Source organism: Lacicoccus alkaliphilus DSM 16010, from assembly GCF_900142805.1.
Classification (GTDB): domain Bacteria; phylum Bacillota; class Bacilli; order Staphylococcales; family Salinicoccaceae; genus Lacicoccus; species Lacicoccus alkaliphilus.
This window is the reverse complement of record NZ_FRCF01000003.1, coordinates 146,374-170,721: the sequence shown is the minus strand read 5'-3', so window position 1 is coordinate 170,721 and position 24,348 is coordinate 146,374. Positions and strand designations below refer to the sequence as shown.

The following is a 24,348-nucleotide window of genomic DNA, read 5'->3' as shown; positions in this document are numbered from 1 at the left end:
GGAGGAAAATTATCATGTCAAAAGATTTCAAGTTTGAAACAAAACAGCTGCATTCCGGCCAGGTGGTCGATTCCGAAACGAATTCACGCGCGTTGCCGATTTACCAGACGACTTCCTATGTCTTCGATAATACTGAACATGGTGCCAATCTTTTCGGACTGGCGGAAGCCGGCAACATATATACCCGCATCACCAACCCCACCACCGCTGCGCTGGAAACGAGGGTGGCAGAACTGGAAGGCGGCACAGCCGGACTCGCAGTCGCTTCAGGAATGGCCGCCATCACTTATGCCATCCAAGGTGTTGCCGACGCAGGCGACCATATCGTTTCAACAACCAGCCTTTACGGTGGTACACATACACTGTTCACACATACGCTGAAGAAGTTCGGCATCGATGTGACACTCGTCAATACAAAAAATGTGGACGACGTTTCACGTGAAATAAAAGATGATACGAAAGCAATTTTTGTGGAGACGATCGGTAACCCTGAAGGCAACATCGAGGATCTTGAAGCACTTTCGAAAATAGCCCGGGAAAACGGCATCGTCCTCATAGTGGACAACACTTTCGCCACACCTTACCTGTGCCGTCCAATCGAGCACGGTGCCAATATCGTCGTGCACTCAGCAACGAAATTCCTGGGGGGGCACGGGACCTCCATCGGCGGCATCATCGTGGACGGCGGCAACTTCGACTGGAAAAGCGGAAAGTATCCGGGTATGAGTGAGCCTGACAATTCATATCACGGACTTGTCTTCGCAGATACTTTCGGCAATCAGGCTTTTGCATATAAGGTCAGGACGACGTTGCTGCGGGACACCGGTGCTGCGATTTCACCTTTCAACTCATTTCTTTTGACACAGGGCATCGAGACTCTGTCTTTAAGGATGGAAAGACATGTCGAGAACGCGAGGAAAGTGGCGGAACATCTATCACAGCACGAAAAAGTGGAGTGGGTCGATTTTGCAAGTCTTCCTGACAGCCCGTATAAATCGCTTCAGGAAAAATATCTGCCGAAAGGTGCAGGTTCAATCTTCACTTTCGGTGTGAAAGGCGGATACGAAGCCGGCAAGAAGTTCATCGAGGCACTTGAACTGTTCTCACTGCTTGCAAATGTCGGCGATGCCAAATCACTCGTCGTCCACCCCGCTTCCACGACACATTCACAACTGACCGAAGCGCAGCAGGCCGAAGGCGGTGTAAAGCCGGAGACGGTGCGCCTCTCTGTAGGATTGGAGCATATTGATGATATAATAGATGATATCAATAAAGGTTTGGATGCGATTTAATGCCAATAAAAATAATTGAAGGATTACCCGTAAGAACGAGACTGGAAGCTGAAAATGTCTATACGATCGATGCATCCAGGGCGATGACCCAGGACATACGTCCACTGCGCATCGTGATATTGAATTTGATGCCGAAAAAGGAAGAGACGGAGCTTCATCTGCTCCGGCTGCTCGGGAATACACCATTACAGGTGGATATAGAGTTTTTATATACGGAGACCCATAAGAGCAGGAACACCCCGACCAGTCACCTCCAGAAATTCTACCGTACATTGGATGAAATCAGGGATGAACGTTTCGACGGGATGATCGTCACAGGTGCACCGGTGGAGAAGCTCGATTTCGACCAGGTGGATTATATAGAAGAACTTGAAGAAATATTGAAGTGGTCGGAAACCCATGTATTTTCCAGGTTCTTCATTTGCTGGGGTGCACAATTCGCACTCAACCGTTACTACGGGTTTGACAAGGTCATTCTGCCGGGCAAACTGTTCGGCATATTCAAGTATAAAAACATACTCCCTGAACATCCTCTGGTGAGAGGGTTTGATGATCAGTTCGATGTTCCGCAGTCCAGGCATACACGAATGGATTTCTCAACACTTGACCGGCACCCCGGCCTGAAGGTGCTTTCCGTCCATCCGGAATTCGGGCCCGACATTTTAAGTACAGCTGACAGCAGGGAACTGTATATTTTCGGTCATCTCGAATATGAAAGAGATACTCTTCAGACCGAATATGAAAGGGATATTGAAAAGGGAGTGGATGTGGGCATGCCGCATAACTACTTCCCGCAGGATGATTCGCATAATCCGCCTCATTTCAACTGGAAGTCCCATGGGCACCTTTTATTCAATAACTGGCTGAATGAGACTTACCAGAACACTTACTATGATTTGAAGGATCTCGAAAAATAAGAAGAGTACAGGCTGGGCCTGTACTCTTCTTTTTATTATTTTTGGGAAACTTTCATATGATTGATACTGTCATTTTGATGCTTCCTGGAGAGTCCCATGAGATTTTTGATGAATAATTCACCATAAAGTTTTAAATCCTGCTTTTCAATCAAAGATACATTTTTGGCGATCACTTCTTTCTCACGTGATGAATCGAATACAGCGATGTCACGGGAATATTTATATTGAGCGATTTCTTCCGACACCTGCATCCTCTTTTCAAACAAGCGCATCAACTCCCGGTCAATTTCATCAATTTCTCTTCGTAATTCTTCATGCCTGCTCATGGGGACTCCTCCTTATTAATTATTTTTGAACGATTGTTTCATTTGTGATCGTCTTGCCTTCCATTTCGGCCAGGATGTTGATGTGCTGCATCAGATCTTTGAATTCTGCAGGTGTCAGGCATTGTTGGCCGTCACTCCATGCATTTTCGGGGTCCTGGTGCACTTCAATCTGCAATCCGTTCGCACCAGAAACTGTAGCCGCCTTGGCCATGGAAGGGATGACATATCTTGTTCCTGCAGCGTGGGACGGATCGATGACGATCGGCAGGTGGGATTCTTTTTGAATCACCGGTACAGCCTGAAGGTCAAGGGTGTTGCGTGTCGCCGTTTCAAATGTACGGATGCCGCGCTCACAGAAAATCACATTGTCATTTCCACCCGCCATGATGTACTCTGCAGACATCAGCCATTCCTGAATCGTTGCCGACATGCCGCGCTTTAAGAGTACTGGCTTATCTGTCTGTCCGAGTGCCTTAAGCAGGTCGAAGTTCGACATGTTACGTGCACCAACCTGGATGACGTCCACCATCTCCACAAACTCATCAATATGCTCGGTGCCCATGAGTTCAGAAACGATCGGCAGACCTGTCTCTTCCTTCGCAGTATTCAGGATGCGCAGGCCTTCGATGCCGAGACCCTGGAAACTGTAAGGGGATGTACGCGGTTTGAACGCACCGCCTCTTAAAGTGTTCGCTCCGGCATCCTTCAAAGCTTTGGCAAGCTCAACGGTGTCATCTTCATTTTCGACAGAACATGGTCCTGCACATACCATGAAGTGGCTGCCGCCCACTTTGACGCCATCTATGTCGATGACGCTGTCATCCTCATGGAACCGTCGGTTCGCTTTCTTGTACGGCGACTGGATCCTGAAGACGGACTTCACGATACTGTACTTTTTGAAGTCATTTTCGTCCACACGCGATGTATCACCAATCAATCCGATGATCGTCCTTCTTTCACCGTCGGAACGGTGAGCGCGGAACCCCGCATTCTCAATATTTGAAACCAATGTTTGAATCTCACTTTCTTTTGCATCATGTGTCACATGAATAATCATACAAAAAAACCTCCCAATGAATTTAAAAATAAAACTGCCACCTATAATATAGATAAGTGGCAGTTGATGAATCAATATTGAAGTCCGTGCCTCCAGCCACTTATATATAAATGGCTGGACATCACAAAATGCTTTAGCCATCACTGATACAAACTTTGATTAGTTTTACGTTTGTACGCAATGATGTGTACAAACGGCATCAAAAATAGCTAAAGTAATACTGATTAATATTTGATTGTTGAATGCTTGAGTCCAACATAATAATCGCTCCAATTTGTAATGTGTTGATTGTCATTATATGTCGTGGTCATTTATTTGTCAACCTTAAATATTAAAATGTTCAGACTTTTAAAAATCTTGTCGTATCAATCATTTAGCTATATACTCACAAATATAATCATATTGGAGGTATTCTATGAACATAGTCATCATCGGCCTTGGAAACATCGGGGGCTCTTTTGCGCAGGCCATCCAGCAGTGCGGAGGCGATCATAACGTCTATGCCATCGATGTGGATGAAGAAGCATTGCATCTGGCGGAAAACCAGCAGCTGATCAAAAAAGGTTATACCGACCCGAAGGATATCATCCCGGAAGCCGACTTCATCATTTTCGCAGTCTATCCAAGAGTCATCGTGGATATCATAGACCAGTACTATGCCCTCTTCAAAGAGAATACGATCATTACGGATGTGACCGGTATCAAGAGGCAGATCATAGCTGAAATAGAAGATAAACTGCCTCCAGAAGTCGACTTCATTTTTGGCCATCCGATGGCCGGGCGTGAAAACCGCGGGCTGAAATATGCGAGCAGCGAAGTTTTCAAAGGTGCAAATTATCTTATCACACCAACGGAGAGGAACAAAAAGGATAATATCGAGTGCCTTAAAGATTTTGTAAGAAAGATCGGATTTCGCAACATCTCGGAAATATCACCTGAATTCCATGATGATGTCATCGGGTTTACAAGCCAGCTTGCACATGTCATAGCAATTTCCCTCATAAACAGTGATGACGTCGACCGCAATACGAAAAAATATACTGGCGACAGTTACCGGGACCTGACGAGAATAACGAACATCAACGAGAAGTTATGGCCGGAGTTGTTCATGATGAATAAAGATTATCTCCAGAAGCATATAGATGAATTCACTTTCCAGCTCGACAAGTTATCTACGGCGATCAGTGATGAGGATATTGAAACGATGGAAGAGATGATGAAGGAGTCACGCAAAAGGTACCATGACCTCCATGATCTCGACATGCCGGATTGAAAAGGAATGCAGGGCCGCACTTCGGCTCTGCATTTTTTATACAGGAACCCTCCTTCTTGAAATATGACTATTCCAAAAATCCTCTCTGCATTAATTAATATGCAATTTATTAAATATTTATTTGCAATATCGTGTATTTTATGTATAATATGAATTATTAACTTAATAGGAGATGGTTACATGGGGCGGCAAAGCAAATCAAATTAAACAAGTTTTACGGTAAGAATTTCTTAAAGGAAATTGACTTTTCAAAAGATGATCTTGAAGTGCTGATCAACCTTGCGGACGATTTGAAAACCAAGGAGCAGCACGGCATACCTCATCGGTTCATGAGCGGGAAGCATATTGCATTAATCTTTGAAAAGCAGTCGACACGTACACGCTCGGCATTCACCGTCGCTGCGACGAAACTCGGCGCAAATGTCGAGTACCTGAATAAGAACGACATCCAGCTTGGGTCGAAGGAATCTGTGGAAGACACTGCCAAAGTCTTGGGCAGCATGTTTGACGGCATCGCTTACAGGGGCAGTGAACAAGCGACTGTAGAGACTCTCGGGGCGCATGCCGATGTACCGATTTGGAATGCTTTGACGGATGACTGGCATCCGACACAGATGCTTGCGGATTTCCTGACCATAAAAGAACATCTGGGCACTTATAAAGGCAAGACGATCACTTTTGTCGGTGACGGAAGAAACAATGTCGCACATTCATTGCTTGTGACAGGTGCTATTTTAGGGGCCAATGTACATATACTTGCACCCGAATCGCTGCAGCCTGCACTTTCAGTACAAAAGTTGGCACACGATATTGCGAAAAATTCCGGCAGCAAACTGCTGGTCACTTCCGACAGGGAAGATGGCATGTATGGAAGCGATGTCGTCTACACCGATGTATGGGTCTCGATGGGTGAAGAAGATGCGCTTGAGGAGAGATTCCAACTATTGTCCGACTATCAGGTGAACCAGGAACTCATGGATATGAGCGGCAGCACCGAAACGATATTTTTACACTGCCTGCCGGCCATTCACGACACAGCGACGGACGCCGGTAAACTTGCATATGAAAAGTTTGGCGTGAACGGCATGGAAGTGACTGATGATGTTTTCAGAGGTCCTGCTTCAAAAGTTTTTGATCAGGCAGAAAACAGGATGCATACCATTAAAGCACTGCTTGCAGTGACATGCGGTAATGTGCATTAGATAAAACGAAACACCCCGGAAACGATGATGTTTCCGGGGTGTTTCGTTCTGCACATTTTCAATTGTATTATTTCCTGAACATCCTGAACAGCCCGTCAAGGAAGCCGCCTTTTTCCCGGGACCCGACATCGGACTTTCCTTGCTCCTCTGAAGTGGCTCGTTCATCCGCCCCCTTCCCGGATCCGGATGCCTCACCATAAGCATTCATATCTATGTTGCCCTGCCCAGGTGATTCGCTCACTGAAGGCGCCTTTTCCCCCTGTTCATCTTTCTCTTCAGCACCAGGCTCTGCATCGCCTGGTGCAACGTTATTTTCATGGTGGAATCCATCTTCAGTATCATCTTTTTCAGCGTTATCCCAATCTTTTTGATCATGGCTCAGGGTTGCTTCCGTTCCTTCCCCTTCAATACTCCCCTGTCTTTGATCCGCATCATTATTTTCGAGTGCATTGACATATCCTATGTAACGTTGGGCATTATCAGCATCATAACGCTCCAGCCTTTCAACGAGATTTCGGATATTGTACTTCAGATCCCGATTCTCTTCCTGGATTGCATCGAGTCTCGTAATGACATGTGAGAACATCTCCCTCACTTCATCGTTGTCGTTGTTAGGCGTCACGTAGTGAGCATCACCGGAGATGATCTCACCGACCTCATCAATGATTTCATCCGCTGCAGATTCAAGTGTATGACCAGGTTTCTTGGCTTTTTTAATGAGTGCTCTCAATACAAGTATATCGTTCGCTGAGAATAACCTTCTGTTATGTTCGTCTTTCGCGACTTCATACTCCCTGTCTTCCAACAGCCTCACATATTTCCTTACGTTTTGATCGGACAGCTCCACAAGTTCCGTCACCTGGGCAGTCGTATAAAACACCGATTGGTTCAGTTCTTTCATATTAATTACCTCCGCATTAAACGTTAATACTTATTATAACGGCAATACTGATCAATAACCAGTGTTTTTCTTAAATCAATATGAGCTAACGGTGTTATAACGATGGTGCGACCGTCATTATAAATGCCTTTAAATATTGTATGTATAGTCTTTTTAGCGTTATAAATCATTAAAAAGTCGATATTTTAATACTGGTTTCTATTTCATTTAAGATCCATTATATAACGTTAATTATACTGTAATTTTATTTTATAGGGGGGATTCTCCTCATTCCTTATATTGACTTTGTCATGAATTGTTTATAATATTGATTCTAATAATCAAATCCTAAGAATTTGGAGGTATTTAATGGATACTAGACTTTCACAGTTATCATTAGTAAACGATCACACCGGGGCGACTACAAATCCTATATATCTTGCGACAGCATATCAGCACCCCGGACTCGGTGAATCGACAGGATTTGATTATACCCGGACCAAAAATCCGACAAGAACCCAGTTTGAAGAAGCTTTCGCTGACTTGGAAGGCGGCAGCTGTGCACTTGGCACTTCCAGCGGCATGGCCGCGGTACAGCTGGTGTGCAACTTGTTCAGGCCCGGGGATGAAATTCTTGTCAGTTTTGATTTATATGGTGGCACCTTCAGATTATTTGATTTCTATACAGAACAGTATGATATTACATTCAAATATGTGGATTTCACCCGCCCTGAAGAAGTGCAGCAGGCTGTGAGCGATCATACAAAAGCATTCTTTATAGAACCCATCACCAACCCTTCAATGATTAAAGCCCCTTTGGAGGACTTGATTGATATCGCTCAAAGAAACGATATACTTACCATCATAGATAATACTTTCCTCACGCCATATCTCTCCCGTCCGCTTGAGCAGGGCGCTGATATAGTTTTGCATTCTGCAACCAAGTATATCGGCGGGCATAACGATGTATTGGGCGGCGTAGTAACGGTCAAGGATGAAGCTCTGGGTGAGAAACTCGCAGCCTATCATAACATGATCGGAGCAACATTATCTCCCATCGACAGCTACCTGCTGATCCGGGGGTTGAAGACACTCCACTTGAGGATGGAACGTGCCCAGGAGAACGCAAGAGCACTTGCGGAGCATTTTGAAGATCATGGTGCTGTGGAAGAAGTTTTATATTCCGGCTGTACAGGAATGCTCAGCCTGAGGTTGAAAAAGAATCATGAGGTCGCCCGGCTTCTTGAAAATGTCAAACTGTGCACCTTTGCAGAAAGTCTCGGAGGCACTGAGACCTTCATTACTTTCCCTTTTACGCAGACACATGCGGACATGCCTGAAGATGCACGTGAAGCAAGAGGGATCGACCAGCACCTGATTCGGCTCTCCGTCGGCATCGAAGCATTTGAAGATATCAGGGACGACCTGGACAATGCACTACAGGAAAGTAAAATCGGTTAAATATATAAAAAAGAAGCGATTCGATTGAATCGCTTCTTTTTAACTTAATAATACACTATCTTCATCTGAATACAGTTTTAACAGTTTTGATGTATGATCGTGTATTTCCTCGAATTTTTCAGGGTGTTCCGAAAGTTTTATACCGTATGAAGGCACCATTTCTTTGATTTTATCTTCCCAGCTGCCATAGTCCTCAGGAAAGCACCGCTTGAGTATATCCAGCATTACTTCCACCGATACCGATGCGCCTGGGGAAGCGCCGAGAAGCGCGGCAACAGTGCCATCTGATGACGTTATCACTTCGGTACCGAACTGAAGTGTCCCCTTCCCCTTCTCATCGGTATCCTTTATCACCTGCACACGCTGACCAGCCACCGTAAGCGTCCAATCCTCCAATTTGGCACTCGGGATGAATTCCCTTAATTCTTCCATGCGATCCTCATTGGAGAGCAGCACTTGTTGAATGAGATATTTTGTCAGACCAAGCTCTTTTGCACCTGCAGAAAGCATCGTCAGCACATTATAAGGCTTTACTGAACTGATCAGGTCCATATTCGATCCTGTTTTAAGAAACTTTGGAGAAAAACCTGCAAATGGTCCGAACAGCAGGCTCTTTTCACCGTCTATATATCTTGTATCAAGATGCGGCACGGACATGGGAGGGGCACCTATCTTCGCCTTTCCATAAACTTTTGCATCATGCTTATCGACGATTTCTTCGTCGCTGCATACAAGGAACATCCCGCCCACCGGGAAGCCTCCTATATTCTTTGATTCTTCTATGCCCGTTTTCTGCAGCAGCGGCAGGCTGTAACCGCCTGCGCCTATGAAGACGAAGTCGCTGATGTGGAATTCTTTCTTTCCGGTGGCAAGGTCCTCGACCTCCACCTGCCATTTTCCATTATCCAGCTTCTTAAAATTCTCAACAGCATGTTTATAGTGCATTTCAACACCCTGTTCTTCCATGAGGGAGAACAATTTGCGTGAAAGCGCACCGAAGTTCACATCCGTTCCAGTGTCTATCTTAGTTGCAGCAATCGACTGGCCGGGCTCACGATCTTCCATCATCAACGGTATCCATTCTTTCAATGTTTCATAATCATCTGCAAACTCCATACCTTCGAACAAAGGGTTTTCAGCCAGGGCTTCAATACGTTTTTTCAGGAACTCGACATTCTTTTCACCTTCAACGAAACTCAAATGAGGGACGAGCTTTATGAATTTCTCAGGTGTTTCAAGCATACCCTGTTCCACAAGAAATGCCCAAAACTGTTTGGAAATCTGGTATTGTTCATTAATCTTCACTGCTTTGCTGATATCAAGCGAACCATCCGCCATCTCGGGAGTGTAGTTCAACTCACACAGCGCAGAGTGGCCGGTGCCTGCATTATTCCACGCATCAGAGCTTTCCTGACCCGGGCTTTCCAACCTCTCAAAAACTTTGATGTTCCAATCAGGGTTAAGTTGCTTGATGAGGGTACCGAGCGTTGCGCTCATGATACCGCTTCCGATTAAAATTATTTCTTTTTTATCATTTGACTGACTCATAACTTATCGCGCTCTCCTTTTGCATACTTTGAACCCCCGGCCGTTTCGGACAGAAGGCTTCATTTTTAATGTATTATCATTAATACATTATACTCTTTTTAGCCGGATGAATAAAGGTATTTCGTCTGAGTATGCCATACAGTTCAGAAATTGTGTCATACTAATTAAAAAAGAGTCCTGCCGGACTCTGCTTCAGCTTAATTTTCCACCTACGAAATCAGTGAATTCCTGCCTGTCACCTTTTGTGATATCGATCATCGCAATCTTACCCATGCCTTCCGGGAACTCGAGGAATAAGGCGTCTTGTTCTGCAAAGACCCTGACTATATCCTGGTAACTGAATACACGCTTATAGGGCTCTCCATTCATATCCACGCTCATTATGAGACGTTCGCTCGTTGTAATATATGCCCCTTCAAATTCAGTCTGTCCACCAACTTTATATATCAAAGTACCTTGCAACGCAGGCCCGATCTTTTCAGTCGGATATAATTCGTGTTCCTCAATTACTGTCAAATCCATAAACCAGCACTCCTTAACTGTATATTTGCCAATTTTTCTCCGTCGCTATCTTAAGCAGCTTTTCATCCGGTTCCACTGCCACCGGGTTTCCAACCAATTCTAACATTTTCAAATCCGAATAACTATCGCTGAAAGCTACGCTGTTTTTCCAATCCACTTTCACTTTGCATGATTTGAAATGGTCCATGAGAATTTCAACCTTCATGTCCGAGTGCAATCTGTTGAACCGCTTTTTAATATCCAGCATGCCATTGTCATAATGGATGACAGACCCGAATATATAGTCCACATGTCCCGACTTGAATACACCTTCCAGGAGCGGCATGAAAGCCCCTGAAATCAGGACGATATAATAATCTTCCTCTTTCAGACTCCTCAGGCGTCCTACTAGGTCGGGCCGCAGGTCTTCTGCCATACCATCTGCAACCTCATGGAAAAACGCTTCAATTTCCTGCTGATCTTTCCCTTTGAATGCCTGGATGTACTTTTCAAGCGCTTTATTCTGCATCCTGATTTTGGGGACCAGCTTCATTTTGTAACCGATATAAATGGGTGCAAAGTTTCTGATGAATTTTTTATAAATGCTTTTGTATTCAGGATGTCCTTTAATCTTCTCAATCAGAATATCAAATGTTTCCTCCGGGTACAGGGTACCGTCAAAATCGAACAATGCAACTTTCATTTTGCCACATCCTTATCAGAACAATTCATTTCAATGTATATGTTAACACAATTATAGTAGAGTATATATAAGTTGATTTTAAGGAGGAAATGATTGATGGAGTTTACAGTTTATCTCGCAGGACAGATTCATGATGACTGGCGTGAGGATGTCAAAAAAAAATCAAAAGAAAAAGATCTCAAGTTGCATTTTGTCGGTCCGCAGACCAATCATGACTTATCGGACAATATCGGAGAAAATATACTTGGCAGGCAACCCACCGACTATTTCAAAGATGATGCCGCCTCGAGTATAAATAATTTCAGGACGACTGTACTGATGAACAAAGCGGACTTTGTAATTGCACTATACGGTGAGAAATACAAACAGTGGAATACGACAATGGATGCCACAACTGCAATCAATCTTGGCAAGCCGTTGATCATCATCAGACCTGAAAGCGCAATTCATGCTCTGAAAGAACTCTCCAACAAGGCCGACGTCACGGTTGAGACTGTGGAACAGGCGATCGAAGTCATCAGTTACATTTATGAATAGCTGAAAACAGGACAATGTTTCCCGTGAAACATTGTCCTGTTTTTATGATTTCTAATTTATGCCGAATGCGTTGCCACAGCGTTATCGTTTGGACTCATCGGACTTTGGACCCCCGGTACTGTGAATTTCATCCCTGTAACGACTGCCGTTACAAAACTTTATCCAAGTCCTTTTTTATATTTTCCGGCTTGGTTTTTGGAGAGAATCGTTCCACAACTTCGCCATCCTTATCCACCAGGAACTTGGTGAAGTTCCACTTGATATTATCGGTGAACAAACCTTTTTGTGAAGATTTCAGAAGCTCATACAGAGGGTGCTGGTTGTCCCCGTTCACTTCGATTTTTTCGTGCATGGGGAAGGTCACACCATAGTTCAATCTGCAGCTTTCCTCTGCATCCTCAGCACTCCCCGGTTCCTGATTCCCAAACTCGTTACTCGGGAAGCCAAGGACGATCAGCCCTTCCTCTTTATGATCCTGATACAACTTTTCCAACCCGTCGAACTGATTGGCAAAACCGCACTTGCTTGCCGTATTGACGATCAGCATCGGATGCCCTTCATATTCTTCAAGTTTATAAGTGCTGCCATCTGTCTTTCTAACTTCGATATCATATATCGACATTCATATCACTCCTCACAAAATATTATATCAGCTTCAACTTAATTATAATATTATTTGATTTCCCGGAAAAACGTAGAAGAAGCGGACTGCCCTCCGGCTGTCCGCTTCTCCAATTTTAATCCTTAAACTTTTTTGCTGATCTCGCACTTGCGAAACTCTGATCAGCAGGAAGTACTTCACTGTTTTTAATCGGGAAGTTCCTGAAGGCATAGCTTCCGGCAAGGCCGACAAGGAAACATATGACGGCACAGATCGCCGCATAAAGCAGAACTTGACCTGCAGGGTTGAAACCGAACATCACGAGCAGTCCAGGTGTAGGAGCTGCCGTTCCGGGCGCATTATTGATCATGCCGGAAGACGCAATGATGATTCCGCTCAGGGCACCGCCGACAAAGTTCGTCGTATAGATCGGAATCGGGTTTGCAGTGACCAGATCCGCTTTCGACAACGGTTCGATCGCAATCGAGATGACCGATTTCAACTCTCCGATTTTAAGCTTGTGCAGCAGTGTACTGTTCATGAACGCTGATCCGAATGCTGATAGAGCAGCAACCGCCATCGGCGCACCCGTCAGGCCGAGCATCGCTGTCAATGCCATGGAACTGAGCGGTGATGTACCGACAACCGTCACTATTCCACCGAGCATCAGTCCCATGACCAACGGGCTTGCATCCATGGCAAGCTCGATGATTGCGCCAATCCTCAGCAGTGAACCGTCAACAAGAGGTGTGATCAGCAGTCCAAGCCACCTCGCCAAAGGCACTGCTATCAAAATGACCAAAATGAAATCCATTCCGAGAGATACTTTCTCCTGTAGAAACTTCACCAAGAATGCCACCAGATATGCTGCGAACAACGCAGGTATCAAACTGATTTCTCCAAAAGCGACAGCCAGTATCGCTGCATTTTGGGGATTCACGCCCATCTTCAGGCCGACCAGCATGGCCACGATGACACCCGCCAGCGTCCCGGCTACCGTTCCTGCCTCCTTAAAGAAATCCAATGCGAAAATGTCGCCTATCACATATCCCTGCAAAGCTTCCACCAAGAACGTCGCGATTGCTGCTGCGGCCAGGGCACTCATCACTTCGCTGCCGTATGGTGCATAGTATGTAAATAGACTGAAAAACACCAATATCAATAATAAAAGTCCTATACCTATTAACTGATCGATTGTCAATTCCTCCAAACTATAATATATAAAAAGGCTTTCATTAATGTGAAAATTCAAACTTGAATGTGAATTTACTCTCAATGAAAAGCATTCAACATGTACCATTATAGTAATTGGTCCAAATAATCACAAACCAAAAAATGTAAAATTAATTGAAAATCTGGTGAAATTACACGTCTTTTAAGGTGATATCACCCTTTTGTCATAAATTTAATATTATCTTGTAAACTATCCCTCATGATTATTCGGCTGCGGAACGCATGAAGTTTGTCTTTTTCATCCCCTGACTTCATCGGATGGACGATGAATATATCACATGCAAACAGCAACTTCCCGTCACTGTCTCCTTTATATACGCTGGCCCAGGTTTTACCTCAGGTAATATAGGCTATATAATGTTAGTATAAATTCATCAGTGCCTGAACGGGTATTGATGATCAACCAATCCATAGGAGGTTTCAATATGCTTCGTCATGTAGTCAATTTTTATGTAGGAAAGAACATGTTTGAAGGCGGTCTTCAAAAGATCCAAAACGACGGGGAACTCGGAGATGATTTTGAGGATAAGTTCAATGTTGACAGCACGCAGATGAAGGCAGTCGGTTATTTTGAAGCTATCGGCGGCGCATTGTTGTTCTTTACATTATTCAGCAAGACACTGGTGAGAATCGGAATCATCATGATGAATATCGTGCTTGGCACGGCGATCTTCAAACATTATAAGTCAGGGGACGGCTTTGAAGAAACAAAGGGCGCACTTAAATTCTTCGGCCTGAACACACTGAGCTTCCTTGAAACATTCCGTAAATAAAAATCAAGACCATGACAGGGCGACTTTAATCGTCTGTCATGGTTTTTATTTCCCCCGGCTTGATGTTGCGTATACATAAGCCGTTTATTCATCATGAAGTTAGGATAGAATATATATGACTACATAAAAAGAGGAGATTTGGTGATGAGAAATGAAATCCAACATTATATCAATGGAGAGTGGATTGACGGTGCAGGCGGTGGCTACATCGATGTGATCAATCCCTCGACCGGGGAGGTCTTTGGACGGATCGCCAAAGGTACGAAGGAAGATGTTGATGCAGCAGTGGAAGCGGCGGAGTCCGTGTATAGGGAATTCAGGAATATGCCTGTGGGTGACCGTCAGAATATTTTGGACGGGATTGTAACAGAATATGAAAAAAGGAAGGCCGATATCATCAAAGCCATCACCGATGAGCTCGGTTCGCCAAAAAGCAAATCTGAGAAGGTGCATTACGAAATGGGCCTGACCCATTTCAAAGCAGCCAGAGATGCCCTGGATGATTTCCAATTTGAAGAAAGGCGCGGTGATGCACTGGTAGTGAAGGAATCCATCGGTGTCGCCGGCCTCATTGCACCTTGGAACTTCCCGACGAATCAGACCTCGCTTAAATTGTCGGCAGCACTTGCAGCAGGCTCTCCTGTCATTTTGAAGCCTTCCGAAGAGACGCCGTTTTCCGCAATCATTCTGGCAGAGATCTTCGATGCAGCAGGTGTTCCGAAGGGTGTCTTCAATCTTGTGAACGGTGTCGGCGACGGTGTCGGCACTCCATTATCGGAACACCCGAAAGTCCGCATGATATCATTCACCGGTTCAGGCCCGACCGGTTCGAAAATCATGGAAAAAGCGAGCCGCGACTTCAAGAGAGTGGCCCTGGAACTCGGTGGCAAGTCACCTTATATCATATTGGATGACGTGGATGTCGACGAAGCGGCAAAGTCTGCCGTTCAGAAAGTCGTGAACAATACCGGACAGGTCTGCACTGCAGGAACGAGGACACTGATCCCCGAAGCGATCAAGGATGAATTCCTTGAGAAAGCGAAGACGTATATGGATGCGGTGGTGGTCGGAGACCCGAACGAGGAGACTACGATGATGTGGCCCATCATCAGCGAAAAACAGTTCAACCAGGTGCAGGATTATATCCAGACGGGTTCGAAAGAAGGCGCTCATCTGTATCATGGGGGCCCTGGCAGACCGGACGGTATAAGTGAAGGTTTTTTCGTCAAACCAACCATATTCACCGAAGTCAGAAATGATATGACCATTGCACAGGAAGAGATCTTCGGGCCGGTCATGTCGGTCATCACGTATAATGATCTGGATGAGGCCATCGAAATCGCCAACGATACAAAGTATGGCCTTGCCGGCTACGTCATGGGAAATGACAAAGATTCACTCAAAAAAGTTGCGCGCTCCATTGAAGCAGGGACAGTCGGCATCAATGATGCCCCCGGACGCCCCGACCTGCCATTCGGCGGCTATAAGCAATCCGGACTCGGCCGGGAATGGGGGGATTTCGGCATTGAAGAATTCCTGGAGGTTAAAGCAATCAAAGGGTATTACGCATAACTGTACCGATTCATGGGTCATTCCCGGAAGTTTTATTGAATGACTTTTGACATGATTTGAAGTACAGTGTTGTAAATGAGGTGATAAAATGGTTAAAGAATATTTGGAAGACAAGAAATTGATGAAATCAATCATTTCAAAATATGCATGCGACCTGGGCAATATATGGGAAAAAAGTCATATGGAAAATTTCAAATTGACGATCATCAACAAGAATAATCACCGCTCCATCGACTTCAAAAAATTGAAGCATGATTTAAATTCGGTTTACGATATACAGTTTGGACACCAGCTGAAAGGTATATATATGCTTTTCAAAGATGATGACCTTTTCATCATCGGCAACAGCAGGGAAAACATATACAAGCAATTGAAGACCGATTTCAGGAAAGACGAAGGGTTCACCCAACTGTTGGAATCAAATGATATCAAACTCTCGGTGATACGCATGCACGATATGGACAGCATCCATAACGCCCGCCTTGAAGCAGTCATTACTGACATCTACACGAAGCTCTTCAAAGCGAAACTCGCCCAGGAATATGAATTGAAGATATGAAAAATGCCAACGTTATAAAATAACGTTGGCATTTTTCATTATTCTCCCGGTTCGAAAGCAGGTTCCAGATGCCCATCTTCTTCAAGGTCGGATAAGAATTCATACACTTCATCGGAAGTGAAGGCATCCTGGAGTGCCTGTATCTCTTCGGAATCCCGGTTGTCTTCGCGGGCCACCAGTGTAATCGCAAATGTATTGTCTTCATCTTCCTCCAGGAAGATGGCGTCGTCAGGTGTCAGTCCTATACTGTCGATATAAGTTGGGTAGTTGAATACCAGTTCCACCCCGTCCTCATATGAAGACGTAAGGTTCAAAAGATCTACATGAGTGAAGGTGAAATTATACGGGTTCTCTTCAATGTCATCCACAGTCGCATCATATGAGACCTCCTCAGACAGGGTGATGAGTTCATGCTGTTCCAAAACCATCAATGCACGGGCCTCATTCGTCGCGTCACTCGGAATCGCCACTTCCGCTCCGTCCTCAATGTCTTCAATTGAATCATATGCCGGTGAATAATAACCGACGATGGCATTGTATATCGGCTGGATCGCTGTAAGGTTGCCATCCCTCTCTTCATTGAACATCTCCATGAAAGGCTCATGCTGTGCAAAATTCGCATCCACTTCTTCATTCAGCAGCGCTTCGTTATATTGGATGTTGTCCGATACCTCGATCAATTCAACCGAATACGGTTCTTCAATCGCTTCCCCGGCTATTTCAACGACATCGGTCATGGGGATCGTCTGGGATGCGACCTGTATTTCAGTGTCCTCCGTCGTTGATCCCCCGTCCGCCTCTTCTTCCGAACCTTCTTCTCCATTGTCATTTCCGCATGCAGCAAGGGCGAATATCATGATGCCCAGTAAAATGAACCATAAATTACGCTTGTACATAGACTTACACTCCTTCAATAGATTGTTCCCAATCATCTTTTATCAAGTTTTTTTGCCAGCCTGAGCCCCCACCACTGGATCAGCTGGACGATGATGATGATCACGATGATCGCGGTATACATGATATCCGTTTCATATCTCTGGTAACCGTAACGGATCGCAAAGTCCCCGATGCCGCCGCCGCCCACCACGCCCATGATGGTTGAATACGATATGAAACTGACAAAAGCAGTGGTGAAACCGATGATCAGCGAGCTTCTCGCTTCCACGAATAAAAACTTCCATACAAGCTGCGGAATCGAAGCGCCCATGGACCGCGCCGTCTCCGTCACACCTTTAGGCACATCAAGCAGTGATTGCTGCACGAATCGTGCGTAAAGTGCAATTGCAATCAACATCATGGGAAAAGAAGCAGCGACAGGGTCTCCCGTCGCCCGCCCATATACCTCCCTGATGAACGGCTGCATTGCGACGACAAGCAGCAGGAAAGGAAATGACCTGACGATATTGACGAACGCATTGGACAGCTGATAAATGAATATATTCTGCATCGGCTGCCCCTTGGCCGTCAAAAAAAGCAGGGTGCCGAGCGGCAGGCCGAGCAGAATGGCCGCGACCATTGCAAATCCCATCATGATGCCTGTTTCCCACAGGCTCTCGAAGAGTGCAGGCCAGTATTCGATGACGCGCTGGATGTACTCGGGGAAGTTATCAGGCATTCTTCAGAACCTCCAAAACGCGCTGGTGATAAGACTCATAATCGGGCCTGCCTGCTCCGGGAACGACATCTATGATGTCCACCAGATGCCCTTTCTCCAGTACCGCACAGCGTTCACACATGCTCTTGATGACATTCAGCTCATGCGTCACTACAAGGACTGTCATGCCAAACTTCTCATGCGCCCTTTTAAGAACGCCCACAATTTCTTCGGTGGTACTTTCATCGAGTGCGGATGTAGGCTCATCACAAAGCAGTATTTTAGGACGTGTGATGAGTGCACGGGCAATCCCGACACGCTGCTTCTCACCGCCGGAGAGCTGGCTTGGATGCCTGTCGGATTTTCCGCTGAGGCCGACAAACTCCAGCACTTCACGGACGCTCAAGGGGTCTTTGTATTTATGTAACTCGAGCGGCAGCTGTACATTTTCCCTGACAGTCTTGTTATTCAACAGATTGAACTGCTGGAATATCATGCCGATGCCCTTCTGATGCGCCCTCAGCTTTTTCTTGGATAAGGAGAAGACGTCTGTACCGTCCACTTCGACCACTCCCGAGGTGGGTGTTTCAAGTGCATTTATGAATCTTAAAACGGTCGATTTCCCTGCCCCGCTCTCTCCGATCAACCCGAAGATTTCATTCTCACCGATTTCGAGTGAGACATCATCCACCGCATTGAATTCACCATCCTGCCCCTGATAAGTTCTGGTGACATTGTTCATTTTGATCAATATGCCGCCCCCCACTTCCAATCGTCTTTTAAAATATACCAGACACCTTCCGGAAAATAAAGCAGTGTGATACAGTCGAATTTAAAAAAGCAGGGCGGATTCCGCCCTGCTGCTTCTCCCATCAGTCATCATCCCAGTCATCGTCCCAGTCATCATATTCTATATAATAATTCTGGTTTTGTGCATTGGACTGTGCGACCTGCCTCATGAAGGTTTCCAAATCGCCTATCTCATCGAACTCTATTTCCAGGAAAATCACTTTATTGATGGTGCCATTTACAGCATTGATGGAGACGATCGCCGCTTCGTCGTCATCGTCGACCAGATTTGCGATAAGATATTCACTCGGATTCGTATCCGTGTTCAACGTGGAGTGGAGGAATAACCCGCCGACTTCCTCCATGGCGATCTCCCTGGCTTCTTTGACGGGGATGAGGCCGGCATTATCTTCCGAAGTGCCTGGCTCAGCTCCGCTGGACCCCTCTTCAGATTCCTGTTCTTCCCCGACTGCATCGTCCGGCTCATATTCCGGATTTTCCGCAGATTCTATATCCACTACAGTGCCTTCAGCCCTGTTGATCGTAATTTCATACAGATATTCATCATCATCCACGCTTACAACAAAGTGTTCATCATCACCGGCTAAAGAAACATTCCTTATATCGCCCTGGTAACGCTCCGTTATGATTGCCCGTGCCTCGTCTTCATTCATATGCTCAGCTGCAGTATAGTTCATGTACAAAATGCCGATCATAACGCCCAGCATCACCGCTCCGGCAGCCATCATCAGTTTACCGCCTTTCATCTTCCCGCTCCTCCCCTCCATTGAATCTTAATGTGAATGTCGTCCCTGCACCGAGACGGCTTTCGACACCGAGTGTGATGCCGTTCACTTTGGCCAGTTCATCTGCTATGGAAAGTCCGAGACCCGAACCGCCGGTTTTTCTTGCACGTGCTTTATCCACACGGTAGAAGCGGTCGAATATCTTATCCAGATCTTCTTCCGGAATGCCGATGCCTTTATCCATGATGCTTACAAGCACTTCACCACCGCTTTTTTCAATGTCTATGGTGATATCCCCGGAGCTGTACTTATATGCATTATCCAGAAATATTTTAAGCAGCTGGTCCAGACTGTCCGGGTCCGCCTCCACGAAGATATCCGCGTCCCCGGCATTGACGTGGATCTCCCTCTTATACACCGGTTCGAGACGGGCCTGCAGTCCCTCGGCCATGCGTTTGATATTCAGTCTTTCCGGCCTGATATTCTCCCTTGCCTGTGCAGCCTTGCTGAAACTCAGCAATTGTTCAGTCAGATATTTCATGCGCTTCGCTTCATCCGATATCGTATCAATGCTCTCCTCAAGTATATCTTCCCTCGTTTTGCCGAAGCGTTTCAGCATCTGGCTGTAAGAGTCTATGACTGTGATCGGGGTTTTCAGTTCGTGCGAGGCGTTCATGATGAATGCCTGCTGGTGTTCATCATTCTTTTTGAGGTCCATCATCATCTCATTGAATGATTCCGACAAGTCCTTCAATTCTTTAGTGTCACCGTCACTCACTTCCAGCATAGTGTAGCCACTCGTATCATCCGTTTCTTTCATCTTGCCGATGAGCCTGTTGATCGGCTGGATGATGGTGTTTGTAATGAGCCGGTTCAGCAGGTAAATCACGATGATGATGATACCCGTCGATATGATGAGGATCCACTGTAATATATTAAAGGTATCATATATGAATTCGATATTTTCATAAATCTGTAAATTATAGACTTCCCCGTTTTCCCATATGATCGGCAGGGAGACCATCACAAAGTGTGTATCGTGATACGTTACAACGTCGGTGTACTGCCCGGAGTTGTAGGGTTCAAAGCTTTCGGAGTAACTTGCACTGGTGGTGATCCTCAATTCCTGTTCCCCTGTTTCACTGACGAGCGTGATGAAGCCATTGGACAGAAGATGTGATTGCAATACCGCCCGTCTGTTGATGCCATTTTCCTCGGCATTCTGCAGCTCCTGCATGATATTGATGCCACGCCCTTCCAATTGGTTCATCTCGGCATCCAGGGAGAAGTTTTTATAGCTGAAATAGACGAATGTATTGATCAGTATGACAACAATTGCCGTCATAACAGTGATATAAAGTTGAATTTTAGTACCTAATTTCATCATCCGTTAATCCTTTACCATGTATCCAATGCCCCTGACACTGGAGATCACGGACGGGTCTTCCCGATCAATTTTCTTGCGCAGATACCTCACATATACATCAACGGTGTTCGTATCCCCGAAAAAGTCATATCCCCATACCGCTTCGATGATCTGCTCCCGGGACAGCACCTGGTTTTTATTCGACAGGAGGTAATAAAATAAATCATATTCTTTCTGGGTCAGATGGATATCTTCCCCTTCTATGAACACTTCCCTTGTGGAGGGGCGGACTGTGATGGTCCTGAAATTGATTTCCTCCGATTCTGCAGGACCATTCATCCCCCTCTCTTTGAGCTGGGTGCGGATGCGTGCGAGCAGTTCTTCTATTTCAAAGGGTTTTGTCATATAATCATTGGCCCCCGAATCAAGTCCACTGACCTTGTCCATCACCGCGTCACGAGCTGTCAGCATTATTATGCGGATATGCTCATCCTTCTGGCGTATCCGCCTGAGCACTTCAAGTCCGTTCAGTTCAGGTATCATTACATCCAGCAGAATCAGGTCGAATGACTCCTTTTCAAACAGTTTCATCGCTTCCTTGCCTGTATATGCGTTTATGACATCATAGGATTCAAATTCGAGTTCAAGCTGTATCACACGTGCAATTTTTTCGTCATCCTCGACGACTAATATCTTTTGCATAAAATCCCCCCGGCTCATTGATCACTTACTCCCATCATATCCGCCTTGATTGGAAACATGGTTAGAGAATTATTAAAATTCGATTAAACTTTCTTTTTCATGATTATATAATAAAAGGGCCGAAATATTCCCATATCGGCCCTCCACCCCTAAACCAGAGGCAGTCGTTCTTTATAGCACTTCCTGCAGACAGGGACGTATTCTTCATCACCAATTTGAATGGTCTGACCGACGTTGACTGGCCGGCCGCCCATCATCCGCATATTCAATGTCGCTTTTTTATTGCAGTATTGGCATACAGTCTTCAATTCATCTATCGCATCAGCCAGTTCAAGGAGCACTTTGCTGCCTTCGAACAGCTGATTACGGAAATCGGTCTTAAGACCGAATGCGATGACAGGGATGTCCAGTTCATCGGCGATGTCACTTAAGTGGTGCACTTCCGACTTCTTAAGGAACTGCGCTTCATCCACCAGCACAGCGTATACTTTTTCCTCCTCGTGCGCTGACTTCACTTGTTTGAAAATGTTGTCGGTGACATATTCGGCTTCCAACTCGAGACCGATGCGTGATTTGATTTTCTTGAAACCGCTCCTTGTGTCTACAGGCGTCGAATATGCCAGACACCGTTTGCCCTGTGTGGTGTATTGATAATGTGTGGTTATTATCTGATTACTTTTATTGCTTTGCATCGTACCGAAACGATAATATAGCTTAGCCATGACGAAATCCTTTCAATAATAAACTCTGTCTTTGTAAATCATTAAATCTGGCTTTTGTTTCCCATTCATACCTCATATTTCTATAACGTAATATGCATTTCCGATTTCAGTGCCGATATCGTCCGTCCTCCATTCCCTTTTGTAGCCAAGACACGGACATATATAAGTGATGCCGCCCTCCGTCAGCGAATGGCGGAAGTGTACGTGCCCCATGATGCTGTAATGCACAGGAAAGTCGTTATAGATCGCATCGAAGTCGCTTGTGCCGATGAAGGCATTGTAATAATCAAACAGCCTGTGCGGCATCGGCACCCTGAAACGCTTGTTTGTAACGACATGCGTTACGAGTATGATCTTCCTGCCCCCGAGACTTTCAAGGTCCCCCCTGACCGCCTGTGAAAATTGACGGGACATTCCTGCATCATTATAACGCCATGCGATATGATTCTTATCCTGCCATGTACCGCCGTAATATGCCCTTCTCTCCAGCCGCTCAAAAGTGAATTCACCGGATGCGTATGTGTAGTCATACCATCCGGTATGACCTGCCACCGCCCACTCATCATTGATGATCAGGGGACGCTTTATCAGGCATTCCGGCTGCCTGGTATAACGCTCCAGAACTGCCTCGGTGCCCTCGGTGATATCAGCCTGCCACAAATCGTGATTACCAGGCACAAATTTGATTTCCGTATTGCTTTCTTTTGAGACCCTGCGTATGAAATCCATCGTCAGGTCATAGCGGTTTGAAATATCCCCGGCGATCAATAACAGATCGACGTTCCGGCTTTTCGTCTCTTTTATCAGAGCTTCTTCATATAACGGTATATTCTCCACGCTGTTATTATAACGGTCAATATGCAAATCAGAGATGATGCCTATCCTCATATCCAAAACTCCATTTACTCCGTCCTACCTTCTCTTCGTCATTTTCCATTTCTGAATCAGATTTGTCCAATATTAATTATCCGTCCTTTTATTTTAAATGAATTTGTGTAAAGAGTATAATGTAAGTAAAGGGGGATTTAAAAATGAAGAAACTGATCAATCACCGTGAACATTTTGTCAGCGATATGCTGGCAGGCCTGAAAATCAACGATCCGGACATTGATATCATTGCCGATACCGTCGTGGTAAGGAAGCAAAGGAAGGAGTCGGGGGTGGCCCTCATCTCCGGTGGAGGCAGCGGTCACGAGCCTGCGCATGCCGGATATGTCGCCGGGGGCATGCTCGATGCGGCAGTCTGCGGTGAGGTCTTCACCTCGCCCACTCCAGACAAAGTCCTTGAAGCCATCAAACATGTCGATAATGGCGATGGTGTCCTCATGATCATCAAAAACTACTCGGGAGACGTCATGAATTTCGAAATGGCCAAAGAAATGGCTGAGGCGGAAGGGCACAAGGTGGACGCTGTAATCGTCCGTGACGATATTGCCATAGAAGACGCCGAAATGAGACGCGGCGTGGCAGGAACCGTCCTCGTCCATAAATATGCAGGATACCTGTCGGATGAGGGCCGCTCGCTCGCGCAGGTCAAAGAAAAGACGGAAAGCATGATGACGACTTTACATTCCATCGGCATGGCAGTCCATCCCTGCATGGTGCCTACCACAGGCGACTATGGCTTCAGCCTGGAAGAAGAAGAAATGGAAATCGGCATCGGCATCCACGGGGAAAAAGGCATATATCGTGAGAAGATGGAAACTGTGGACAAGATTGCTGACAGGCTGCTGGAAGAACTCTATAAATATAATGACAGCAGCGAGTTGATTGTAATGATCAATGGCATGGGCGGAACGCCTCTCAGTGAACTTTATGTCGTCACCAAGTATGTCATGGCATCACTGGAAAATAAGGGCAGGAAAGTCACGAAGCTGCTTGTCGGAGACTATATGACTGCCCTGGATATGCAGGGCTTTTCAATCACAATCCTTGATCATGATGAGCAGATTGTCGCTGCGTTGGAGGCTCCTGTTGAATCAACCTACTTTTAA

26 protein-coding genes are annotated in these 24,348 nt (G+C 45.6%); 10 read left to right on the top strand and 16 right to left on the bottom strand.

Annotation, left to right across the window (positions count from 1 at the left end):
• Nucleotides 1–14 precede the first annotated feature (14 nt).
• Nucleotides 15–1,292: an O-acetylhomoserine aminocarboxypropyltransferase/cysteine synthase family protein gene (locus BUA12_RS05515; protein WP_072709235.1), complete on the top strand. Its 1,278-nt coding sequence runs from the start codon at nt 15–17 to the stop codon at nt 1,290–1,292.
• Nucleotides 1,292–2,209, top strand: a complete 918-nt coding sequence (locus BUA12_RS05510; protein WP_072709233.1) for a homoserine O-succinyltransferase — start codon at nt 1,292–1,294, stop codon at nt 2,207–2,209. The genes BUA12_RS05515 and BUA12_RS05510 overlap by 1 nt, the downstream gene beginning before the upstream one ends.
• A 35-nt stretch (nt 2,210–2,244) precedes the next feature.
• Here BUA12_RS05510 and BUA12_RS05505 read toward each other — a convergent pair whose 3' ends face one another.
• Both BUA12_RS05505 and aroF read right to left on the bottom strand, forming a co-directional pair.
• Nucleotides 2,245–2,535: a chorismate mutase gene (locus BUA12_RS05505; protein ID WP_072709231.1), complete on the bottom strand. Its 291-nt coding sequence runs from the start codon at nt 2,533–2,535 to the stop codon at nt 2,245–2,247.
• A gap of 19 nt (nt 2,536–2,554) precedes the next feature.
• The gene (gene aroF, locus BUA12_RS05500; protein WP_072709229.1) at nt 2,555–3,592 is read right to left on the bottom strand and encodes a 3-deoxy-7-phosphoheptulonate synthase; all 1,038 of its coding nucleotides are present in this window, start codon (nt 3,590–3,592) and stop codon (nt 2,555–2,557) included.
• Nucleotides 3,593–4,007: 415 nt separating this feature from the next.
• Between aroF and BUA12_RS05495 the strand changes: the two genes are divergently transcribed.
• Nucleotides 4,008–4,865, top strand: coding sequence for a prephenate dehydrogenase (locus BUA12_RS05495; protein WP_072709227.1), 858 nt, complete (start codon nt 4,008–4,010; stop codon nt 4,863–4,865).
• Nucleotides 4,866–5,062: 197 nt separating this feature from the next.
• The gene (argF, locus tag BUA12_RS05490) at nt 5,063–6,067 is read left to right on the top strand and encodes an ornithine carbamoyltransferase (protein WP_072709225.1); all 1,005 of its coding nucleotides are present in this window, start codon (nt 5,063–5,065) and stop codon (nt 6,065–6,067) included.
• Between the two features lie 67 nt (nt 6,068–6,134).
• On the opposite strand, the gene BUA12_RS05485 is transcribed toward argF, so the two are convergent.
• Nucleotides 6,135–6,968 (bottom strand): ICP22 family protein, encoded by an 834-nt coding sequence (locus tag BUA12_RS05485; protein WP_072709223.1) that lies wholly within the window; start codon nt 6,966–6,968, stop codon nt 6,135–6,137.
• A gap of 348 nt (nt 6,969–7,316) precedes the next feature.
• Here BUA12_RS05485 and BUA12_RS05480 point away from each other — a divergent pair, with 348 nt between their 5' ends.
• Complete coding sequence (locus BUA12_RS05480; RefSeq protein WP_072709221.1) at nt 7,317–8,408, top strand: aminotransferase class I/II-fold pyridoxal phosphate-dependent enzyme; 1,092 nt, start codon at nt 7,317–7,319, stop codon at nt 8,406–8,408.
• Nucleotides 8,409–8,447: 39 nt separating this feature from the next.
• On the opposite strand, the gene mqo is transcribed toward BUA12_RS05480, so the two are convergent.
• From mqo to BUA12_RS05465, 3 genes are all read right to left on the bottom strand, one after another.
• Nucleotides 8,448–9,956: a malate dehydrogenase (quinone) gene (gene mqo / locus BUA12_RS05475; protein WP_072709219.1), complete on the bottom strand. Its 1,509-nt coding sequence runs from the start codon at nt 9,954–9,956 to the stop codon at nt 8,448–8,450.
• Nucleotides 9,957–10,148: 192 nt separating this feature from the next.
• Entirely contained in the window at nt 10,149–10,478 is a 330-nt protein-coding gene (locus tag BUA12_RS05470) for a hypothetical protein (RefSeq protein WP_072709217.1), read from the bottom strand.
• Between the two features lie 13 nt (nt 10,479–10,491).
• Entirely contained in the window at nt 10,492–11,160 is a 669-nt protein-coding gene (locus tag BUA12_RS05465; protein ID WP_072709215.1) for an HAD family hydrolase, read from the bottom strand.
• A 96-nt stretch (nt 11,161–11,256) separates the two neighbouring features.
• Between BUA12_RS05465 and BUA12_RS05460 the strand changes: the two genes are divergently transcribed.
• On the top strand, nt 11,257–11,697 hold the full coding sequence (locus tag BUA12_RS05460; protein WP_072709212.1) for a YtoQ family protein: 441 nt from the start codon (nt 11,257–11,259) through the stop codon (nt 11,695–11,697).
• 148 nt (nt 11,698–11,845) lie between these two features.
• On the opposite strand, the gene BUA12_RS05455 is transcribed toward BUA12_RS05460, so the two are convergent.
• Nucleotides 11,846–12,319 carry a glutathione peroxidase gene (locus BUA12_RS05455; protein WP_072709210.1) on the bottom strand — a complete coding sequence of 158 codons (474 nt, stop codon included), beginning with the start codon at nt 12,317–12,319 and terminating at the stop codon, nt 11,846–11,848.
• A 115-nt stretch (nt 12,320–12,434) separates the two neighbouring features.
• Nucleotides 12,435–13,493, bottom strand: coding sequence for a PTS sugar transporter subunit IIC (locus BUA12_RS05450; protein ID WP_072709503.1), 1,059 nt, complete (start codon nt 13,491–13,493; stop codon nt 12,435–12,437).
• A gap of 463 nt (nt 13,494–13,956) precedes the next feature.
• On the opposite strand from BUA12_RS05450, the gene BUA12_RS05445 reads away from it, so the two are divergent.
• The 3 genes from BUA12_RS05445 to BUA12_RS05435 all read left to right on the top strand — a co-directional run bounded on the left by BUA12_RS05445 (nt 13,957) and on the right by BUA12_RS05435 (nt 16,435).
• Nucleotides 13,957–14,304, top strand: coding sequence for a hypothetical protein (locus tag BUA12_RS05445; RefSeq protein ID WP_072709208.1), 348 nt, complete (start codon nt 13,957–13,959; stop codon nt 14,302–14,304).
• A gap of 144 nt (nt 14,305–14,448) precedes the next feature.
• On the top strand, nt 14,449–15,876 hold the full coding sequence (locus BUA12_RS05440) for an aldehyde dehydrogenase family protein (RefSeq protein WP_072709206.1): 1,428 nt from the start codon (nt 14,449–14,451) through the stop codon (nt 15,874–15,876).
• 88 nt (nt 15,877–15,964) lie between these two features.
• Nucleotides 15,965–16,435: a hypothetical protein gene (locus BUA12_RS05435; protein ID WP_072709204.1), complete on the top strand. Its 471-nt coding sequence runs from the start codon at nt 15,965–15,967 to the stop codon at nt 16,433–16,435.
• 38 nt (nt 16,436–16,473) lie between these two features.
• Here BUA12_RS05435 and BUA12_RS05430 read toward each other — a convergent pair whose 3' ends face one another.
• The 8 genes from BUA12_RS05430 to BUA12_RS05395 form a co-directional block, all read right to left on the bottom strand.
• A complete protein-coding gene (locus tag BUA12_RS05430) occupies nt 16,474–17,331 on the bottom strand; it encodes a MetQ/NlpA family ABC transporter substrate-binding protein (protein WP_072709202.1) in 858 nt (285 codons plus the stop codon).
• A 32-nt stretch (nt 17,332–17,363) separates the two neighbouring features.
• Entirely contained in the window at nt 17,364–18,050 is a 687-nt protein-coding gene (locus tag BUA12_RS05425; protein WP_072709200.1) for a methionine ABC transporter permease, read from the bottom strand.
• Nucleotides 18,043–18,771, bottom strand: a complete 729-nt coding sequence (locus tag BUA12_RS05420; protein ID WP_072709501.1) for a methionine ABC transporter ATP-binding protein — start codon at nt 18,769–18,771, stop codon at nt 18,043–18,045. The genes BUA12_RS05425 and BUA12_RS05420 overlap by 8 nt, the downstream gene beginning before the upstream one ends.
• Before the next feature lie 130 nt (nt 18,772–18,901).
• Nucleotides 18,902–19,585, bottom strand: a complete 684-nt coding sequence (locus tag BUA12_RS05415; protein WP_072709198.1) for a PepSY domain-containing protein — start codon at nt 19,583–19,585, stop codon at nt 18,902–18,904.
• Entirely contained in the window at nt 19,572–20,948 is a 1,377-nt protein-coding gene (locus BUA12_RS05410; RefSeq protein WP_072709196.1) for a sensor histidine kinase, read from the bottom strand. The genes BUA12_RS05415 and BUA12_RS05410 overlap by 14 nt, the downstream gene beginning before the upstream one ends.
• Nucleotides 20,949–20,954: 6 nt before the next feature.
• Nucleotides 20,955–21,632 carry a response regulator transcription factor gene (locus BUA12_RS05405; protein WP_072709194.1) on the bottom strand — a complete coding sequence of 226 codons (678 nt, stop codon included), beginning with the start codon at nt 21,630–21,632 and terminating at the stop codon, nt 20,955–20,957.
• Between the two features lie 149 nt (nt 21,633–21,781).
• Nucleotides 21,782–22,354 (bottom strand): thymidine kinase, encoded by a 573-nt coding sequence (locus BUA12_RS05400; protein ID WP_072709192.1) that lies wholly within the window; start codon nt 22,352–22,354, stop codon nt 21,782–21,784.
• 72 nt (nt 22,355–22,426) lie between these two features.
• Nucleotides 22,427–23,242 carry a metallophosphoesterase gene (locus BUA12_RS05395; RefSeq protein ID WP_072709190.1) on the bottom strand — a complete coding sequence of 272 codons (816 nt, stop codon included), beginning with the start codon at nt 23,240–23,242 and terminating at the stop codon, nt 22,427–22,429.
• A gap of 143 nt (nt 23,243–23,385) precedes the next feature.
• Here BUA12_RS05395 and dhaK point away from each other — a divergent pair, with 143 nt between their 5' ends.
• On the top strand, nt 23,386–24,348 hold the full coding sequence (dhaK, locus tag BUA12_RS05390) for a dihydroxyacetone kinase subunit DhaK (RefSeq protein WP_072709188.1): 963 nt from the start codon (nt 23,386–23,388) through the stop codon (nt 24,346–24,348).

Coding starts and splice junctions, on each gene's coding strand:
- BUA12_RS05515 (WP_072709235.1), top strand. CDS start 15: ATGTCAAAAGATTTCAAGTTTGAAACAAAACAGCTGCATTCCGGCCAG.
- BUA12_RS05510 (WP_072709233.1), top strand. CDS start 1,292: ATGCCAATAAAAATAATTGAAGGATTACCCGTAAGAACGAGACTGGAA.
- BUA12_RS05505 (WP_072709231.1), bottom strand. CDS start 2,535: ATGAGCAGGCATGAAGAATTACGAAGAGAAATTGATGAAATTGACCGG.
- aroF (WP_072709229.1), bottom strand. CDS start 3,592: ATGATTATTCATGTGACACATGATGCAAAAGAAAGTGAGATTCAAACA.
- BUA12_RS05495 (WP_072709227.1), top strand. CDS start 4,008: ATGAACATAGTCATCATCGGCCTTGGAAACATCGGGGGCTCTTTTGCG.
- BUA12_RS05485 (WP_072709223.1), bottom strand. CDS start 6,968: ATGAAAGAACTGAACCAATCGGTGTTTTATACGACTGCCCAGGTGACG.
- BUA12_RS05480 (WP_072709221.1), top strand. CDS start 7,317: ATGGATACTAGACTTTCACAGTTATCATTAGTAAACGATCACACCGGG.
- mqo (WP_072709219.1), bottom strand. CDS start 9,956: ATGAGTCAGTCAAATGATAAAAAAGAAATAATTTTAATCGGAAGCGGT.
- BUA12_RS05470 (WP_072709217.1), bottom strand. CDS start 10,478: ATGGATTTGACAGTAATTGAGGAACACGAATTATATCCGACTGAAAAG.
- BUA12_RS05465 (WP_072709215.1), bottom strand. CDS start 11,160: ATGAAAGTTGCATTGTTCGATTTTGACGGTACCCTGTACCCGGAGGAA.
- BUA12_RS05460 (WP_072709212.1), top strand. CDS start 11,257: ATGGAGTTTACAGTTTATCTCGCAGGACAGATTCATGATGACTGGCGT.
- BUA12_RS05455 (WP_072709210.1), bottom strand. CDS start 12,319: ATGTCGATATATGATATCGAAGTTAGAAAGACAGATGGCAGCACTTAT.
- BUA12_RS05445 (WP_072709208.1), top strand. CDS start 13,957: ATGCTTCGTCATGTAGTCAATTTTTATGTAGGAAAGAACATGTTTGAA.
- BUA12_RS05440 (WP_072709206.1), top strand. CDS start 14,449: ATGAGAAATGAAATCCAACATTATATCAATGGAGAGTGGATTGACGGT.
- BUA12_RS05435 (WP_072709204.1), top strand. CDS start 15,965: ATGGTTAAAGAATATTTGGAAGACAAGAAATTGATGAAATCAATCATT.
- BUA12_RS05430 (WP_072709202.1), bottom strand. CDS start 17,331: ATGTACAAGCGTAATTTATGGTTCATTTTACTGGGCATCATGATATTC.
- BUA12_RS05425 (WP_072709200.1), bottom strand. CDS start 18,050: ATGCCTGATAACTTCCCCGAGTACATCCAGCGCGTCATCGAATACTGG.
- BUA12_RS05420 (WP_072709501.1), bottom strand. CDS start 18,771: ATGAACAATGTCACCAGAACTTATCAGGGGCAGGATGGTGAATTCAAT.
- BUA12_RS05415 (WP_072709198.1), bottom strand. CDS start 19,585: ATGAAAGGCGGTAAACTGATGATGGCTGCCGGAGCGGTGATGCTGGGC.
- BUA12_RS05410 (WP_072709196.1), bottom strand. CDS start 20,948: ATGAAATTAGGTACTAAAATTCAACTTTATATCACTGTTATGACGGCA.
- BUA12_RS05405 (WP_072709194.1), bottom strand. CDS start 21,632: ATGCAAAAGATATTAGTCGTCGAGGATGACGAAAAAATTGCACGTGTG.
- BUA12_RS05400 (WP_072709192.1), bottom strand. CDS start 22,354: ATGGCTAAGCTATATTATCGTTTCGGTACGATGCAAAGCAATAAAAGT.
- BUA12_RS05395 (WP_072709190.1), bottom strand. CDS start 23,242: ATGAGGATAGGCATCATCTCTGATTTGCATATTGACCGTTATAATAAC.
- dhaK (WP_072709188.1), top strand. CDS start 23,386: ATGAAGAAACTGATCAATCACCGTGAACATTTTGTCAGCGATATGCTG.